Raw genomic sequence first — 16,161 nt, forward strand, 5'->3', positions numbered from 1 at the left:
TTTATGCCTCGTCGGTCGCAATCACGAATTGCGAAAATCCGCATCCCGACTATATTATCGCAGATTATACCATATTATAATTTTGGATAAGACATGAAGCGCCGCGTCGCCATCAGCATATTGGGAACCACCCTGGACGCAGGGAAATGGGAAAATCGCTGGAGCCGCTGGCGGCCCAATGTCGCGCTCTGCCAGCAACCGGGCCAATTCATCGACCGGCTGGAACTCATCCACGACAACCGCTCGCAAGCTCTCTGTCACCGCATCGTTGCCGACATCGAAACCGTGGCGCCGGCGACGGAGGTAAGGAGCAACGTCATCAACTTCCGGGACCCCTGGGATTTTTCGGAGGTCTATACGAGCCTCAGGGACTTTGCCCGCAACTACAACTTCGACCCCGACACGGAAGACTATCTCGTCAACATCACCACCGGCACCCATGTCACCCAGATCTGCTGGTTCCTGCTGACCGAAGCCCGCATCATTCCCGGCCAGCTGTTGCAGCTCTCGCCGCCGCGCGAGCGGGAACCGGAGCAGGATTTCGCCGGCACGCACCGGATCATCGACCTCGACCTTTCCCGCTATGACGAGATCGCCAAGCGCTTCGCTTCCGAACGGGAAGACGCCGCCTCTTTCCTGAAATCGGGGATTTCGACACGCAACGCCGCCTTCAACAGAATGATCGACGAGATCGAAAGGGTGGTGATCCGCTCGACGGCGCCCGTTCTGCTGACCGGGCCGACCGGTGCCGGCAAGTCGCAGCTCGCCCGCCGGATCTATGAGCTGAAGAAGAGCCAGCGCAAGGTCAGTGGTCCGTTCATCGAGGTCAACTGCGCGACGCTCCGCGGCGACCAGGCCATGTCCACCCTGTTCGGCCATGTGAAAGGTGCGTTTACCGGCGCTGCCGGCGAGCGTGCCGGCTTGCTCAAATCCGCCGACAAGGGCGTGCTGTTCCTCGACGAGATTGGCGAGCTCGGCCTTGACGAACAGGCCATGTGCCTGCGCGCGATCGAGGAAAAGAAGTTCCTGCCCGTGGGCGCTGATCGGGAAGTGTCTGCGGACTTTCAGCTGCTTGCCGGCACCAATCGCGATCTTGGCGAGGATGTCCGAAAGGGAAGGTTCCGCGAAGATCTCTATGCCCGCCTGAACCTCTGGACGTTCCAGCTGCCGGCCCTGCGCGAGCGCAAGGAGGACATAGAGCCCAATCTCGACTTCGAGCTCAGGCGTTACCTGGAACGAGAAGGCGAAAATGTTACGTTCAACAAGGAAGCACGCCAACGCTATCTTGCTTTCGCAACTGGTCCGCAAGCCGTCTGGAGCGCCAATTTTCGCGACCTGTCGGCTTCGGTGACGCGCATGGCGACCCTCGCCCCGCATGGGCGCATCACGACTGACGTCGTTGATGACGAAGTCCGACGGCTGAAAGCGTTTTGGCGCAGCTCAAGCGACGACGGCGGGGTGGATCTGATCCTTGAAGAAGTGCTGGGTGCGGAGACTGCTGCTCACCTCGATCGCTTTGACGCAGCACAGCTTGCCGCTGTTCTTCACACCTGCCGTCAACATGCCACGGCAAGCGCGGCGGGCAGAGCTTTGTTTGCGATCTCGCGATTGGAGAAAAAGAGCAGCAACGACGCCGATCGCCTGAGCAAATATCTCGCGCGCTTCAATCTCAGATTCGAGGACATTAGGAAAGCGGGATAAGGGCTTGTGCTGAGTGTGAACGCCAATCATCTCTTTCATGGGACAAACCAATGGCGGTTGCCGTCGCTACGACCTAAAGCGCTCATCGGCTATTCTGACGAGAGAACGAGGTCACTGCGTCCCGTTAACGTCATACCTGATGTTGCCGGCACGGCGGCCCTCATGCGCCGTCCTTGTCGCCGCTCTTCGCCATGTGGGTGAGATCGTCCCAGAGGCTTTCGGCGAAGCTGCGCAGGACCGTGAGCTCGAAGCTGTCATCGCCGGTGCGGACGATCTGCACGGAGAGATGACCGACCATGGTCATGGCCGATTGGCCTTCCGGGAAGACGGACGGATCGAGATCGACGGCAGTGCCCTTTGAGAGAAGCGCCCGCGAAGAACGGCCGGAAATGCCGATGCGCACACGGCCGTGGCTTTGGTCCATGACGTAAGCTTTTCCGGCAAGCGCTGCGGCGAGAACATCGAGGCTGGCCGGGGTGAGCGGCTCGTCGCCGGCGACGAACCATTGGCGGAAGCCCGCCTTGCGGATCGAACTTTTGGCAAAGCCTGCCTTTGCCAATTCCGCAGCGAGCGTGGATGGCTCGATCGCACCGAGCACATGCAGGAGATGGCCTTCCGGTAAGGCTTGCAGCCGGATGCCTGCCTCCGAGATACCACTATAAACCGTTCCGGCCAGAACCGGTTTGTGTTGCGGAAGATCAGGCATGGAGCTTCTCGTTTTCGGGATCGATGAAGACGGGATGGCAGAGTACCGCATCGGTGAATTCGTTGCGCAGGCCGTTCCAGACCGTCACCTTTTCACCGATGCGCTCCGGGCCGCGCCGGACGAGCGCCAGGCCGATCGTATGGCCGAGCGTCGGCGAGAAGGCGCTTGATGTCACGTAGCCCTGGTCGTTTTCGAGCGTCGCCGCAACGCCGTCGGCAAGAATATGCGAGCCGGTGCGGAAGCCGCTTGCCGGATTGAGCGGCTTGACGCCGACGAGGCGCGGCCGCTCGGGGTCCTGCAGGCCGTCGCGGGCAAGCATCGCCTTGCCGATGAAATCCGGCTTGGTCGACGAAACCATGCGGCCGAAACCGAGATCGCCTGGGGTGACCGTGCCGTTGATCTCGGCATGGGTGACGTGGCCCTTCTCGATGCGCATGACGCCGAGCGCTTCGGCACCATAGGCGCAGATGCCATGTTTCTCACCGGCTGCCATGATCGCGTCGGCAACGCCTTCGCCGTAGCCGGCCGGTACTGCCAGCTCGTAGGCGAGTTCGCCGGAGAAGGAGATCCGGAAGAGCCGGCCTTCGAGCCGGCCGCCGAAGAGCGAGACCTTGCGGGCGCTCATGAAGGGGAAGGCCGCATCCGACAGATCCTCGTCGACGATCTCGGAGAGGATGGCGCGCGACTTCGGCCCGGCAACGGCCATCTGCGCCCATTGATCGGTGGAGGAGGCGAAGCAGACGTCGAGCTCCGGCCAGAGCGTCTGGGCGCAGAATTCGAGATGGGTCAGAACGCCGGCGGCAAGTGCTGTTGTCGTCGTCATGAAGAAATGATCGTCGCTGAAGCGGCTGGTGGTGCCGTCGTCATAGATGAAGCCATCCTGGCGCAGCATGATGCCGTAACGCGCCTTGCCGACGGCAAGCTTGGCGAAGCCGTTGCAATAGATGCGATCGAGGAAGGCAGCCGCATCCTTGCCGAAGATTTCGATCTTGCCGAGGGTCGAGACGTCGCAAAGGCCGGCATTTTTGCGGATGTTCAATACTTCGCGGTCGACGCTTTCGCGCCACGTCGTTTCGCCCACGCGCGGGAACCAGGAAGAACGATACCAGAGGCCGGTTTCGACGAAGACCGCGCCGTTTTTCTCTGCCCAGCCATGCAGCGGCGATTTGCGCGCCGGCTGGAAATGTTTGCCGCGCGATGCCCCGGTCAAAGCGCCGAAGGAGACCGGCGTATAGAAGGGCCGGAAGGTCGTCGTTCCCACCTCGGCGGGCGACACGCCACGCGCCTCGGCGAGAATGCCGATGGCGTTGATATTGGAAAGCTTGCCCTGGTCGGTCGCCATGCCTGATGTGGTGTAGCGCTTGGCGAGTTCGACATGGCCGTAGCCTTCGCGGACGGCGAGGCCGAGATCCTTTAAGTGCACATCGTTCTGATAGTCGACGAAAGCCTTGCCCTTCGAGCCCTTGACCGACCAGAGCGGCTTTGCGTGTGCATCCGTCTCGGACGCCGCGGCAAAGGCCGGCTCCGCCGTGCCGAAACCGATCGCCTTCAACGCGGCAGCAGCTTTTGCGGCGCCATCGCCGAGGCAGGCCGTGGTTTGCCCCATGTCGGCAGCCGAGCCGGCAACGGCAAGGCCTTCCTGCTGAACAGGCGCCAGAAACGCCGAGGCCTCGTCCGACCATTGCGGTTTCGCACCGCGATGGCAGGCAAGGTGGATGATCGGGCTCCAGCCGCCCGACATGGCAAGCGCATCCGCTTCGATCCGGCGGGTGCCGGCTGCGGTTTCGACGCTGACGCCGTGCAGGCGCTTGCCGCCGAACGCATCGATCACCCGGGCGCCCCGCAGAACCTCGGCACGGCCCTGCCAGCTCTTGCCGCCATCGGCGCGGCTGTCGATGATCGCCGCAACTCGAAGGCCGGAGGCTTCAAGGTCGGCGGCGGTGTCATATCCGGTATCGTTGGTGGTGAAGATCACCGTGCTTTGGCCCGGCGCGACCGCCTGCCGATTGAGATAGCTGCGCATGGCGCCTGCCATCATCACACCGGGAATATCGTTGCCGCCGAAGACGAGCGGCCGCTCTTCGGCGCCGGTCGCGAGAATCGCCTGGCGGGCGACGATGCGCCACAAGCGTTCGACCGGACGATCCGGATCGGGCATCGCTACATGCTTCTGCACCCGTTCGACGGCGCCGAAGACATTGTCGTCGTACCAGCCGAACACCGTCATGCGCGGCAGGCGGCGCACATTCGCCAGGCCTTCGAGTTCGGTCAGCAGTTCGCCGAGAAGAGTGTCCGCCGGCTTGCGGTCGACGGTGCCGGTCTCGGAAAGCAGGCTGCCGCCGAGTTCGGCTCCCTCGTCGGCGAGGATGACGCGCGCGCCGGCCCGGCCGGCGGTCAGCGCTGCGGCAAGGCCGGCAGGGCCGGCGCCGATCACCAGCAGATCGCAATGCGCCCAGCATTTCTCGTAGGAATCAGGATCGGCTTCGTAGGAGGCTCTGCCGAGGCCCGCCGCCTTGCGGATCACCGGCTCGTAGAGCTTTTCCCAGAGGGCCGCCGGCCACATGAAGGTCTTGTAATAGAAGCCGGCGCTGAGGAAGGGCGACAGCAGCCCGTTGACCGCGCCGATATCGAAGCCGAGAGAGGGCCAGCGGTTCTGGCTCTTTGCCGTCAACCCCTGATAAAGCTCGATCATCGTCGCGCGTGTATTCGGTTCGGTGCGCCCGCCGCTGCCTGTCGTCACCAGCGCGTTCGGTTCGGCAGCCCCCGCCGTCAGAATGCCGCGCGGGCGGTGATATTTGAAGCTGCGGCCGACGAGCTGGACGCCGTTGGCGAGCAGCGCCGAGGCGAGCGTGTCGCCCGGATGGCCTTCGAGCGGCCTGCCGTCGAAGGTGAAGCCGAGCGTTGTGGCGCGGTCGATCCGGCCGCCGGAGGAAAGACGGAAACTCGTCATGCCGGTTCTCCGCCGAGCTTGGAGAGCGCGGCATCCCTGACGCCGTGGACCGCATGGGTGACGGTGTCGCGTTCGACGATCAGCCAGCGGCGGCATCCGGAGGCGTGGTGCCAGTATTCGCTGTGCCGGCCCCGCGGATTGTCACGGAGATAGACATAGTCGAACCAGGCATCCGCGCCGGCATCCGGCGCCGGCCTGGCACGGCTGGCATCGCCGCGGATCGAAAATTCCTCCTTGGGCCGGGCACCGCAATGGGGACATGAAATCAGGCTTGCCATGGTCGAATGTCCTTAGTGCAGATTGGGCTGGGCGCCGACGCCCTTTTCGTCGATCGGATAGCCGCGCGCGAAACGGTCGAGCCGGAAGGCGCGGGCGGTCTGATGCGGCGTGTTGCGGGCGATCAGATGGGCGTAGCAGAAGCCGGAGGCGGGTGTCGCCTTGAAGCCGCCGTAACACCAGCCGGTATTGAGGTAGAGATTGTCGATATGGGTGCGGTCGATGATCGGCGAGCCGTCCATGCTCATATCCATGACGCCGCCCCAGGAGCGCAGATAACGCACGCGCGACAGCGACGGGATCATCGCCAGCCCGGCCTCGGCGACATGTTCGACCGACGCGAGGTTGCCGCGCTGGGCATAGGAATTATAGCCGTCGATATCGCCGCCGAAGACGAGGCCGCCCTTATCGGACTGGGATACGTAGAAATGCCCGGCGCCGAAGGTGACGACCGTATCGATGAAGGGCTTCAGCCCTTCGGAGACGAAGGCCTGCAGCACATGGCTTTCGATCGGCAGCCGCAGGCCTGCCATATCGGCAACGACGGTGGAATTACCGGCCGCCGCCAGCGCCAGCTTGCCGCAGCCGATGAAGCCTCTGCTGGTCTCGACGCCGGTCACCTGACCATTTTCGCGGCGGATACCGGTCACCTCGCACTGGGTGATGATGTCGACGCCGCGGCTGTCTGCGCCGCGCGCATAACCCCAGGCGACCGCATCGTGGCGCACCGTGCCGCCGCGCGGGTGGAACAGGCCGCCCATGATGGGGAAACGGGCATTGTCGAAATCGAGGAAGGGCAATTTCCGGCGCACCGCCTGCCGGTCGAGAAGCTCGGCGTCGACGCCGTGCAGCCGCATGGCGTTGCCGCGGCGCGTATAGGCATCACGCTGCGCATCGGAATGGAAGAGGTTGAGCACGCCGCGCTGCGAGACCATGGCGTTGAAGTTGAAGTCCTGCTCCAGCCCTTCCCAGAGCTTCATCGACAGCTCGTAGAAGGGATTGTTGCCTGATAGCAGGTAATTCGAACGGATGATCGTCGTGTTCCTGCCGATATTGCCGGAGCCGAGATAGCCCTTTTCGAGGACGGCGACATTGGTGACGCCGAACTCCTTGGCGAGATAATAGGCGGTGGCAAGACCATGACCGCCGCCGCCAACGATGATGACGTCGTAATGCGGCTTCGGCGCCGGATCGCGCCATGCAGGCGCCCAGCCCTTGTTGCCGCGAAGGCCGTTCAGAAAAATCGAAAGAGCGGAATAGCGCATGGGTCACCCGGAAAGAACAGCTGCATGATGCCAGAAAGGAGCAAGCAGACTTGCACGATAAGGACATAAATCGCTAAGAAAGAGACATGTCCTCACTTGATAGCAGAAATGCGCAGACGATCGGCTTCATCCTTATCCCGGGATTTGCGCTGATGTCCTACGCCTCGGCGACGGAGCCGCTCAGGGCGGCAAATCTTCTGGCCGGGCGCGAGATCTATCGGCTGCGGATCTTCTCGCCGGATGGTGCAGCGGCGCTTTCCTCCTCGGGCACCAGCGTTCCCGCCGAACCTCTGCCGGTCAGAGGCTCGGGACTTGGAACAGCCTTTGTCTGCGCCGGCGGGTCACCGCGCGACTGGCGATATCCCGGTGTGCTTGCCTGCTTGCGGCAGCTGTCGCGCGAAGGTGTGCGGATCGGCGGCATCTCGGGCGGCCCCTATCTGATGGCCGCCGCCGGATTGCTGGGCGGCCGCGACTTCACCATCCACTGGGAGCATGCAGCCGCCCTTCTCGAAGCCTTCCCGGACCTCACGCCGCGCCAGGCGCGCTTCATGATCGACGGCAACCGGATCACCTGCGGCGGCGGCATCGCCCCGCTGGACATGATGCATGTGCTGATCGCCGAGCGCATGGGACCGGATTTCGCCCGCCGGGTCAGCGACTGGTACCTTCATACCGAGATCAACGAGCCGGCGGCACCCCAGCGCGCCTCGCTGGCCGAACGTTACGGCGTCCATCATCCCGGCTTGCTCAGCGTTCTCGAACGGATGGAGGAGACGATCGAGATGCCGCTTGAGCGTGCGGCCATGGCGCGCATCGCCGGCGTCACCGCCCGCCATCTCGACCGGCTCTTTGCCGCCCATCTCGGCACCACTTTCCTCGATCAATATCGCAGGATCAGGCTGCAGCATGCCCATCGCCTGCTGAAACAGAGCCCGCTTTCCGTCTCGGAAATCGCGGTCGCCACCGGTTTTTCCAGCCTAAGCCACTTTTCCCGGATGTTCCGCGCCGTCTACGGCAACGCTCCGCGCGCGGCGCGGCGGGAATAGGTTTTCTTCACGGTTGAGGAATTTTCACTATGGCGATAGGGTTGCCTTCAGAGCAAAGAGAAGGCGGCGGTGGAAAATCCATGAAATCCAAGCGTGAAGCGGCAGAGCAACCGGAACAGGCGCATGGCGGACGCGCGCCCTTTTCCCAGGATCCGCACGCCGTCCGGGAGCCGAAGGAGAATAACCTCGAAATGGCGATCGGCCATGAGGTCCGCGCCTACCGCAAGAAACTCGGCATCACGGTCACCGATCTGGCGGCCGCGACCGGCATTTCGCTCGGCATGCTGTCGAAGATCGAGAACGGCAACATCTCGCCGTCGCTGACGACGCTGCAATCGCTGTCGCGGGCGCTCGGCGTGCCGCTGACCGCCTTTTTCCGCCGCTTCGAGGAACCGCGCAATGCCGTCTTCGTCAAGGCGGGGCAGGGCATCGAGCTCGAGCGGCGCGGCACGCGTGCCGGCCACCAATATAATCTGCTCGGCCATATCGACAACAATACCAGCGGCGTCATCGTCGAGCCCTATCTGATCACGCTGACCGCCGATTCCGATATTTTCCCGACCTTCCAGCACGAGGGCATGGAGTTTCTCTACATGCTCGAAGGCGAAGTGATCTATCGCCACGGCGACCAGCTTTTCCAGATGCAGCCGGGCGATAGCCTGTTCTTCGACGCCGACGCGCCGCATGGGCCGGAGCAGCTGATGAAACTGCCGAGCAAGTACCTCTCGATCATCAGTTATCCCCAGCAGAACTCCAAGAGCTGACTTGCCTTAGAAGAAAAGTTTATTCCTCCCAGTTGATGTCCTGATGTAGACCTGCTAGTCCTTTCTCAACATGAAAGGAGGCACACCTATGTGCGGCATCGTTGGACTGTTCCTCAAGGACAAGAGCCTTGAGCCTCAGCTCGGAAATCTGCTCTCGGATATGCTGATAACCATGACCGATCGCGGTCCGGACTCGGCCGGCATCGCCATCTATGGCGGCTCCGCCGAAGGCAGGGCAAAAATCACCATCCAGTCGGCCAATCCGAGCGCGGATTTCGACGGCCTCGCCGGCGACCTTGAGAAGGCCGGCATCAAAGCCGACGTCTCGATCAAGAGCACGCACGCGGTCATCGAGCTGGACGCGTCCAAGCTTGGCAATGTGCGCAAGGCGCTCGAAGAGATCCGCCCGGCGGTCCGCCTGATGGGATCGGGCGAAAGTGTCGAAATCTACAAGGAGATCGGCCTTCCGAAAGACGTCGTGGCGCGCTTCGGCGTCCGCGCGATGAGCGGAACCCACGGCATCGGCCATACCCGCATGGCGACGGAATCGGCGGTCACCACGCTCGGCGCGCATCCGTTTTCGACCGGCGCCGACCAGTGCCTCGTGCACAATGGCTCGCTGTCCAACCACAATAACCTGCGTCGCGAACTGGTGCGCGAAGGCATGACCTTCGAGACGCAGAACGATTCCGAAGTCGCCGCCGCTTATCTCACGGCCGAAATGGCCAAGGGCAAGGATCTCGGCCAGGCGCTGACGGGCGCGCTCGACGATCTCGACGGCTTCTTCACCTTCGTCGTCGGTACCAAGTCCGGCTTCGGCGTGGTGCGCGACCCGATCGCCTGCAAGCCCGCCGTCATGGCCGAGACGGATCAGTATGTCGCCTTCGGCTCGGAATACCGCGCGCTGGTCAACCTTCCCGGCATCGAGAATGCCCGTGTCTGGGAGCCGGAGCCGGCAACGGTTTACTTCTGGGATCACGACAAGGCCGCCTGAAGGACGCCTGAAAAGCAGGAGCCGGCGCAAACCGTCTCGGACCAACGAGGAATAAATGCCCACATTCGATCTTTCCAACACGCCTCTTCGCGAATTGAACAGCGCGCTGCACGCCCTTTCCCAGGGTGCCAACGACACTGAATTCGAAGTCATCAACCCGCGCGGCAGTCATGCCGTCGCCGTTGGCATCGACAGCCCCGTCACGGTCGCTGTCAGAGGATCGGTTGGCTATTACTGTGCCGGCATGAATGACGGCGGCAGGGTGACGGTTCATGGTTCGGCCGGTCCGGGCGTTGCCGAAAACATGATGTCCGGCACCGTCGTCATCGAGGGCGACGCCAGCCAATATGCCGGCGCCACCGGCCGCGGCGGCCTGCTCGTCATCAAGGGCAACGCGGCCTCGCGCTGCGGCATTTCGATGAAGGGCATCGACATCGTCGTTCATGGCAGCATCGGCCACATGTCGGCCTTCATGGGTCAGTCCGGCCATCTGGTCGTGCTGGGCGACGCCGGCGACGCGTTGGGGGATTCGCTCTACGAAGCCAAGCTGTTCGTCCGCGGCGAGGTCAAGAGCCTCGGCTCCGACTGCATCGAGAAAGAAATGCGGCCGGAACATCTGGACAAGCTTGCCGAGCTGCTCGATCGCGCCGGGGTTACGGACGTCAGGCCCGAAGAGTTCAAGCGCTATGGCTCCGCCCGCAAGCTTTACAATTTCAACATCGACAACGCCGACGCGTATTGAGGCGAGGGACCCCCATGAGCTATCACAACCCCTATACCCCGCCACGCAAGTCCGCGACTTTCGACGACTATACGCTCGCCGAAATCCGCCGCGCGGCCGCGACCGGTATCTATGACATCCGCGGCGCCGGCACCAAGCGCAAGGTTCCGCATTTCGACGACCTGCTGTTTCTCGGCGCCTCGATCTCGCGCTATCCGCTCGAAGGCTACCGCGAGAAGTGCGACACGACAGTGGTGCTCGGCTCGCGTTTCGCCAAGAAGCCGATCACGCTGAAGACGCCGATCACCATTGCCGGCATGAGCTTCGGCGCGCTGTCCGGCAATGCCAAGGAAGCGCTCGGCCGCGGTGCGACAATCGCCGGTACGTCGACCACGACAGGCGACGGCGGCATGACGGATGAGGAACGCGGCCATTCGCAAACGCTGGTCTACCAATACCTGCCGTCGCGCTACGGCATGAATCCGAAGGACCTGCGCCGCGCCGACGCGATCGAAGTCGTGGTCGGCCAGGGCGCCAAGCCCGGCGGCGGCGGCATGCTGCTCGGTCAGAAGATCTCCGACCGCGTCGCCAATATGCGCAACCTGCCCAAGGGCATCGACCAGCGCTCGGCATGCCGCCATCCGGACTGGACCGGCCCCGACGATCTGGAAATCAAGATCATGGAGCTGCGCGAGATCACCGACTGGGAAAAGCCGATCTACGTCAAGGTCGGCGGCGCGCGTCCGTATTACGACACCGCTCTTGCGGTGAAGGCCGGCGCCGACGTCGTCGTGCTCGACGGCATGCAGGGCGGCACGGCGGCGACGCAGGACGTCTTCATCGAGAATGTCGGCATGCCGACGCTCGCCTGCATTCGTCCGGCTGTCCAGGCGCTGCAGGATCTCGGCATGCATCGCAAGGTGCAGCTGATCGTTTCGGGCGGCATCCGCTCCGGCGCCGACGTTGCCAAGGCCCTGGCGCTGGGCGCCGACGCGGTCGCGATCGGCACGGCGGCGCTCGTGGCGATCGGCGACAACGATCCGCATTGGGAAGAGGAATATCAAAAGCTCGGCACGACGGCCGGCGCCTATGACGATTGGCATGAGGGCAAGGATCCGGCCGGCATCACCACCCAGGACCCGGAGCTTGCCAAACGCCTCGACCCGGTTGCGGCCGGCCGCCGCCTCGCCAACTACCTGAAGGTCATGACGCTCGAGGCCCAGACGATCGCGCGTGCCTGCGGCAAGAACCACCTGCACAATCTCGAGCCGGAAGACCTCGTCGCACTGACGATCGAGGCATCGGCCATGGCGCAGGTGCCGCTCGCCGGCACCAACTGGATCCCCGGCAAGACCGGTTTCTAAAAACGCCGGCCGGGCGCGTTTGGGAGGATGCGGCCGGCTTCATCATCAAGTGTCTAAGATCATTACATAAGGTCAATACAAGGGGACAAACGTGACACTGGACCTCTCGCAATACGCCTCCGAAAAAGGCATCAAATATTTCATGATCAGCTACACCGACCTGTTCGGCGGCCAACGCGCCAAGCTGGTCCCCGCCGAAGCCATCGCCGACATGCAGAAAGATGGCGCCGGCTTTGCGGGCTTTGCAACCTGGCTCGATCTGACGCCTGCCCATCCCGACCTGTTCGCGGTCCCCGATGCTTCCTCCGTCATCCAGCTGCCCTGGAAAAAGGACGTCGCATGGGTTGCCGCCGACTGCGTCATGGACGATCAGCCTGTCGAACAGGCCCCGCGCGTTCTGCTGAAAAAGCTGGTCGCCGAGGCTGCGAAAGAGGGGCTGCGGGTAAAAACCGGCGTGGAGCCCGAGTTCTTTCTCATCTCTGCCGACGGCTCGGTGATTTCAGACCAGTTCGATACAGCCGAGAAGCCTTGCTATGATCAGCAGGCCGTGATGCGTCGCTATGATGTCATCGCCGAGATTTGCGACTACATGCTCGAGCTCGGCTGGAAGCCCTATCAGAACGATCACGAGGACGCGAACGGCCAGTTCGAGATGAACTGGGAATATGACGACGCGCTTCAGACGGCGGACAAGCACTCCTTCTTCAAGTTCATGGTCAAGTCGGTCGCCGAAAAGCACGGCCTTCGCGCCACCTTCATGCCGAAGCCCTTCAAGGGCCTGACCGGAAACGGGTGTCATGCCCACATCTCGGTCTGGGACATCGATGGCAAGGTCAACGCCTTCGCGGACAAGGAAATGGCCTTCGGGCTCTCCGCTCAGGGTAAAACCTTCCTCGGCGGCATCATGAAGCACGCCTCCGCGCTCGCCGCGATCACCAATCCGACGGTCAATTCCTACAAGCGCATCAACGCGCCGCGCACCACATCGGGCGCCACCTGGTCGCCGAACACCGTCACCTGGACGGGCAACAACCGCACCCATATGGTGCGCGTGCCGGGACCGGGACGCTTCGAGCTGCGCCTGCCGGACGGGGCGGTCAACCCGTACCTCCTGCAGGCGATCATCATCGCCGCCGGCCTCGACGGCATCCGCAGCCAGGCCGACCCCGGCCCGCACCACGATATCGACATGTATGCCGAGGGCCATCTGGTGAAGGACGCGCCGCGCCTGCCGCTCAACCTGCTCGACGCGCTGCGCGCCTATGATGCCGACGAGGGCCTGAAGGCGGCGATCGGATCGGAATTTTCCGCCGCCTACCTCAAGCTCAAGCATCGGGAATGGAATGCCTATTGCTCGCATTTCACCCAATGGGAACGCGACAGCACGCTCGACATCTGAGCGTCCTGCGCAGCTATGGATAATGGGCTGAAGGGCCGGAACCGCAATGTTCCGGCTCCATCGAACCACGGCGCGCCGGAAACGGCGGAGGAAAAGGCAGCATGAAAAACGTCGTACTCACCGTATCCTGCAAATCGACGCGCGGCATCGTTGCGGCGATTTCGAGCTATCTGGCGCAGAAGGGCTGCAACATCATCGACAGCTCGCAGTTCGACGATCTCGATACCGGCAAGTTCTTCATGCGGGTCAGCTTCATTTCGGAAGAGAACCTGTCGGGCGCCGACATCGCCGCCGGTTTTGCCGCCGTCGCAGCGCCCTTCGAGATGGATTACGAGTTTCACGACAGCGAAGAGCGCATGAAGGTGCTGCTGATGGTGTCGCGCTTCGGCCATTGTCTCAACGACCTGCTCTACCGCTGGAAGATCGGCGCCCTGCCGATCGACATCGTCGGCGTCGTCTCCAACCATTTCGACTACCAGAAGGTCGTGGTCAATCACGACATCCCCTTCCACCACATCAAGGTGACCAAGGAGAACAAGCCGCAGGCCGAAGCCCAACTCGTCGATCTCGTCAACCAGACCGGCACCGAGCTCATCGTGCTCGCCCGCTACATGCAGGTGCTCTCCGACCAGCTCTGCAAGCAGATGTCGGGCAAGATCATCAACATCCACCATTCCTTCCTGCCGTCCTTCAAAGGCGCCAACCCCTACAAGCAGGCCTATGGCCGCGGCGTCAAGCTGATCGGGGCGACGGCGCATTACGTCACCGCCGATCTCGACGAAGGCCCGATCATCGAGCAGGACACGGCGCGCATCACCCATGCGCAGTCGCCCGACGACTATGTCTCGATCGGCCGCGACGTCGAAAGCCAGGTGCTGGCCCGCGCCATCCACGCCCATATCCACCACCGCACCTTCATCAACGGCAACCGCACCGTCGTCTTCCCGGCAAGCCCGGGAAGCTATGCCTCCGAACGCATGGGCTGAGGGCGGCCGGCCAGCCGGAAATTTAGACAAGCCTATTCCGCCAGTCACTCGGGCGCGCTGGACTTTTGGCGCTCAGTAAAGAAGGCCGGTGAGCCGACGACGTCTGGAAGTTTGGGCAAGACTCAGGCCGCAGTACGCTTTCCGAAGCCGAATGTCTTGCGCAGGCTGCTGTCGACCGCGTTTGCCGGCATAAACCTGCGCAACCGGCTTAGAAGCGTCGCCTGGCCGCCGACCGGTTGACGCATTTTGTATGGGCCGTTGATTACCGCCAATATCTTCTCCGCGACTGTCACAGCCGACGGCGCGGTTTTGATCTGGGCTTGTAACGTCTTGATGGTCGCATCAGCCTGCGCCGCGTAGGCTCCCAGGGGTGCCTCGGTCTGTGCCGCGTTTACATCGAGCTTGGTGTTGGTGAACGTCGGTTCAAGCAGCACGACGCGCACGTTGAACTCGCGAATCTCATGATCCAGCGACTCCGACAATCCTTCGAGTGCATGCTTGCTGCTGGCATATATTCCCATGAACGGTGCAGGCAGGAAGCCGAGGACCGAACTGATATTGATGATCAGCCCGCTGCGAGCGGCGCGCATCGAGGGCAAAGCAGCGCGGATCATGCGCAGAGGGCCGAAAACATTGGTATCGAATACCGTTTGCGCTTCGGAAGGCGACGTGTTCTCGACAGGGCCGATCAGCGAAACGCCGGCATTGTTGATCAGAATGTCGATCCTGCCTGCCTCGGACAAAACCCATTGAACAAAATTGGAGACCGAGGCGTCATCGGTCACGTCGACAGTCCCATAGCGCACGCCGGGAATGGCGTTGACACGGCTGGGGTTGCGTACGCCGCCAAAGACCTGGAAGCCGTTTTGCGCAAGAAGGCGGGCTGACGCTTCACCTATTCCGGAGGATGCTCCGGTGATAACGACAACTCTGTTTTGAGACATGCATGCTCCTTGGCTCTTGGCGCGAGTGGTTGATTACGTGCTTCAATAGAAGGTCGGAACTTTTCACCCCTGTCGCCAAAGGACAGCTTCTCAGAACCTGCATCTCAGCGCGTAAGATTTCGATCGACATCTATTCTTGCTTTAGATGTCAATCGAAATATAAAATCAAGCACTTTTTGCTTTACGGAGATTTTTTCCGATGATCGCGCCTCCAAACGCGCTGGAGCATGGCGCCGAGCCCGAAGGCCCGCCGACATTACGGCTCGGAGCAGCATGAACCTCAATGGATTCAGGATTTCGGAGCGGCCGTTCCCGCTCGGTTTCGAGCGACCATTTCGTCGTGAGTCAGGCTCGTGCCTGCCGCGAAGAATTCCTTGATCAGGCCGTCGCGATTTCGGCTGCGGGAGATCGACCCACCGTCTCGCGGTCCGACGTGCCGAGCGCTTTCATGATGAAGCGGATTTGGGCATGGACGCTGCCTGCGGTGGCCTCACCCTCCTGAACGCGCTGTTCGACCAGAACCGGGTGGGAAAACGGCAAGAAGGCGGTGACGATGCCGTGCGCCGCTTCGTCGGCGTCGTCGACCTTGAACTCGCCTGTCTGCAGCCCCTCGCGGACAAGCGCTTTGAGGATTGCCAGGATTTGCTCATTGTGTGCGTTGAGGGTTGCCCAACTTCCATCCGTGGCGGCGACAAGCAATTGGTGCATGGGTCTGTCCTCCACCAGCGTTCTCGCGCTGTGCCGGTGAATGGCGGTCAAAAGATCAGCCAGCTTTTTGCTCGCCGGCGCATCCGATCGTGCAATCGCCAGAGCGATTTCAGCAACCTCTTTGACGACAATGCCGCAGACGGAACTGTTGATCGCCGTCTTCGAGGGAAAGAAGCGATAGATATTCGCCCGGCTCATTCCGAGCTCCGAGGCGATGTCGGCGACAGACGTCTTGTGATAACCGATCCGCCGGAAATACCTTTCCGCCACCTCGAGAATCCGCGTCCGCGACTGCTCAAGGTCACTTCCTATCGGGTCCGCAAAACTCATCGCCGCC

Annotated in this window: 14 protein-coding genes; 8 read left to right on the forward strand and 6 right to left on the reverse strand. The window is 62.4% G+C overall.

Annotated elements, in window-relative coordinates:
- The first annotated feature begins 93 nt into the window (after positions 1 to 93).
- Complete coding sequence (gene rtcR / locus FHT75_RS09550; RefSeq protein ID WP_183844847.1) at positions 94 to 1,701, forward strand: RNA repair transcriptional activator RtcR; 1,608 nt, start codon at positions 94 to 96, stop codon at positions 1,699 to 1,701.
- A gap of 160 nt (positions 1,702 to 1,861) precedes the next feature.
- Here rtcR and FHT75_RS09555 read toward each other — a convergent pair whose 3' ends face one another.
- The 4 genes from FHT75_RS09555 to FHT75_RS09570 are packed head-to-tail and all read right to left on the reverse strand — an operon-like array spanning position 1,862 to position 6,898.
- The gene (locus FHT75_RS09555) at positions 1,862 to 2,407 is read right to left on the reverse strand and encodes a sarcosine oxidase subunit gamma family protein (RefSeq protein WP_047611845.1); all 546 of its coding nucleotides are present in this window, start codon (positions 2,405 to 2,407) and stop codon (positions 1,862 to 1,864) included.
- Positions 2,400 to 5,357, reverse strand: a complete 2,958-nt coding sequence (locus FHT75_RS09560) for a sarcosine oxidase subunit alpha family protein (protein WP_183844846.1) — start codon at positions 5,355 to 5,357, stop codon at positions 2,400 to 2,402. The genes FHT75_RS09555 and FHT75_RS09560 overlap by 8 nt, the downstream gene beginning before the upstream one ends.
- Positions 5,354 to 5,635: a sarcosine oxidase subunit delta gene (locus tag FHT75_RS09565; RefSeq protein WP_183844845.1), complete on the reverse strand. Its 282-nt coding sequence runs from the start codon at positions 5,633 to 5,635 to the stop codon at positions 5,354 to 5,356. The genes FHT75_RS09560 and FHT75_RS09565 overlap by 4 nt, the downstream gene beginning before the upstream one ends.
- 12 nt (positions 5,636 to 5,647) lie before the next feature.
- Entirely contained in the window at positions 5,648 to 6,898 is a 1,251-nt protein-coding gene (locus tag FHT75_RS09570; protein ID WP_047611839.1) for a sarcosine oxidase subunit beta family protein, read from the reverse strand.
- An 86-nt stretch (positions 6,899 to 6,984) separates the two neighbouring features.
- Here FHT75_RS09570 and FHT75_RS09575 point away from each other — a divergent pair, with 86 nt between their 5' ends.
- The 7 genes from FHT75_RS09575 (at position 6,985) to purU (ending at position 14,172) form a co-directional block, all read left to right on the forward strand.
- Positions 6,985 to 7,944 carry a GlxA family transcriptional regulator gene (locus FHT75_RS09575; RefSeq protein WP_047611837.1) on the forward strand — a complete coding sequence of 320 codons (960 nt, stop codon included), beginning with the start codon at positions 6,985 to 6,987 and terminating at the stop codon, positions 7,942 to 7,944.
- 80 nt (positions 7,945 to 8,024) lie between these two features.
- A complete protein-coding gene (locus FHT75_RS09580; RefSeq protein ID WP_047611835.1) occupies positions 8,025 to 8,708 on the forward strand; it encodes a helix-turn-helix domain-containing protein in 684 nt (227 codons plus the stop codon).
- Between the two features lie 88 nt (positions 8,709 to 8,796).
- Positions 8,797 to 9,702 carry a class II glutamine amidotransferase gene (locus FHT75_RS09585; protein ID WP_047614492.1) on the forward strand — a complete coding sequence of 302 codons (906 nt, stop codon included), beginning with the start codon at positions 8,797 to 8,799 and terminating at the stop codon, positions 9,700 to 9,702.
- Between the two features lie 55 nt (positions 9,703 to 9,757).
- Entirely contained in the window at positions 9,758 to 10,444 is a 687-nt protein-coding gene (locus FHT75_RS09590; protein ID WP_047611831.1) for a GXGXG domain-containing protein, read from the forward strand.
- 14 nt (positions 10,445 to 10,458) lie between these two features.
- Positions 10,459 to 11,787, forward strand: coding sequence for an FMN-binding glutamate synthase family protein (locus FHT75_RS09595; RefSeq protein ID WP_003594873.1), 1,329 nt, complete (start codon positions 10,459 to 10,461; stop codon positions 11,785 to 11,787).
- Between the two features lie 91 nt (positions 11,788 to 11,878).
- Entirely contained in the window at positions 11,879 to 13,186 is a 1,308-nt protein-coding gene (gene glnT / locus FHT75_RS09600; protein ID WP_047611825.1) for a type III glutamate--ammonia ligase, read from the forward strand.
- 101 nt (positions 13,187 to 13,287) lie between these two features.
- The gene (gene purU, locus FHT75_RS09605; RefSeq protein ID WP_183844844.1) at positions 13,288 to 14,172 is read left to right on the forward strand and encodes a formyltetrahydrofolate deformylase; all 885 of its coding nucleotides are present in this window, start codon (positions 13,288 to 13,290) and stop codon (positions 14,170 to 14,172) included.
- A gap of 122 nt (positions 14,173 to 14,294) precedes the next feature.
- Here the strand turns inward: purU and FHT75_RS09610 are convergent, their stop codons facing one another.
- Positions 14,295 to 15,116, reverse strand: coding sequence for an oxidoreductase (locus tag FHT75_RS09610; RefSeq protein WP_047613355.1), 822 nt, complete (start codon positions 15,114 to 15,116; stop codon positions 14,295 to 14,297).
- A gap of 378 nt (positions 15,117 to 15,494) precedes the next feature.
- The gene (locus FHT75_RS09615) at positions 15,495 to 16,154 is read right to left on the reverse strand and encodes a TetR/AcrR family transcriptional regulator (protein WP_183844843.1); all 660 of its coding nucleotides are present in this window, start codon (positions 16,152 to 16,154) and stop codon (positions 15,495 to 15,497) included.
- Between the last annotated feature and the right edge of the window lie 7 nt (positions 16,155 to 16,161).

This window comes from Rhizobium sp. BK112, assembly GCF_014193215.1.
Lineage (GTDB): Bacteria > Pseudomonadota > Alphaproteobacteria > Rhizobiales > Rhizobiaceae > Rhizobium > Rhizobium anhuiense.

Excerpts from the sequence above, each read along its gene's own strand:
- rtcR (WP_183844847.1), top strand. The coding sequence starts at position 94 with ATGAAGCGCCGCGTCGCCATCAGCATATTGGGAACCACCCTGGACGCA.
- FHT75_RS09555 (WP_047611845.1), bottom strand. The coding sequence starts at position 2,407 with ATGCCTGATCTTCCGCAACACAAACCGGTTCTGGCCGGAACGGTTTAT.
- FHT75_RS09560 (WP_183844846.1), bottom strand. The coding sequence starts at position 5,357 with ATGACGAGTTTCCGTCTTTCCTCCGGCGGCCGGATCGACCGCGCCACA.
- FHT75_RS09565 (WP_183844845.1), bottom strand. The coding sequence starts at position 5,635 with ATGGCAAGCCTGATTTCATGTCCCCATTGCGGTGCCCGGCCCAAGGAG.
- FHT75_RS09570 (WP_047611839.1), bottom strand. The coding sequence starts at position 6,898 with ATGCGCTATTCCGCTCTTTCGATTTTTCTGAACGGCCTTCGCGGCAAC.
- FHT75_RS09575 (WP_047611837.1), top strand. The coding sequence starts at position 6,985 with ATGTCCTCACTTGATAGCAGAAATGCGCAGACGATCGGCTTCATCCTT.
- FHT75_RS09580 (WP_047611835.1), top strand. The coding sequence starts at position 8,025 with ATGAAATCCAAGCGTGAAGCGGCAGAGCAACCGGAACAGGCGCATGGC.
- FHT75_RS09585 (WP_047614492.1), top strand. The coding sequence starts at position 8,797 with ATGTGCGGCATCGTTGGACTGTTCCTCAAGGACAAGAGCCTTGAGCCT.
- FHT75_RS09590 (WP_047611831.1), top strand. The coding sequence starts at position 9,758 with ATGCCCACATTCGATCTTTCCAACACGCCTCTTCGCGAATTGAACAGC.
- FHT75_RS09595 (WP_003594873.1), top strand. The coding sequence starts at position 10,459 with ATGAGCTATCACAACCCCTATACCCCGCCACGCAAGTCCGCGACTTTC.
- purU (WP_183844844.1), top strand. The coding sequence starts at position 13,288 with ATGAAAAACGTCGTACTCACCGTATCCTGCAAATCGACGCGCGGCATC.
- FHT75_RS09610 (WP_047613355.1), bottom strand. The coding sequence starts at position 15,116 with ATGTCTCAAAACAGAGTTGTCGTTATCACCGGAGCATCCTCCGGAATA.
- FHT75_RS09615 (WP_183844843.1), bottom strand. The coding sequence starts at position 16,154 with ATGAGTTTTGCGGACCCGATAGGAAGTGACCTTGAGCAGTCGCGGACG.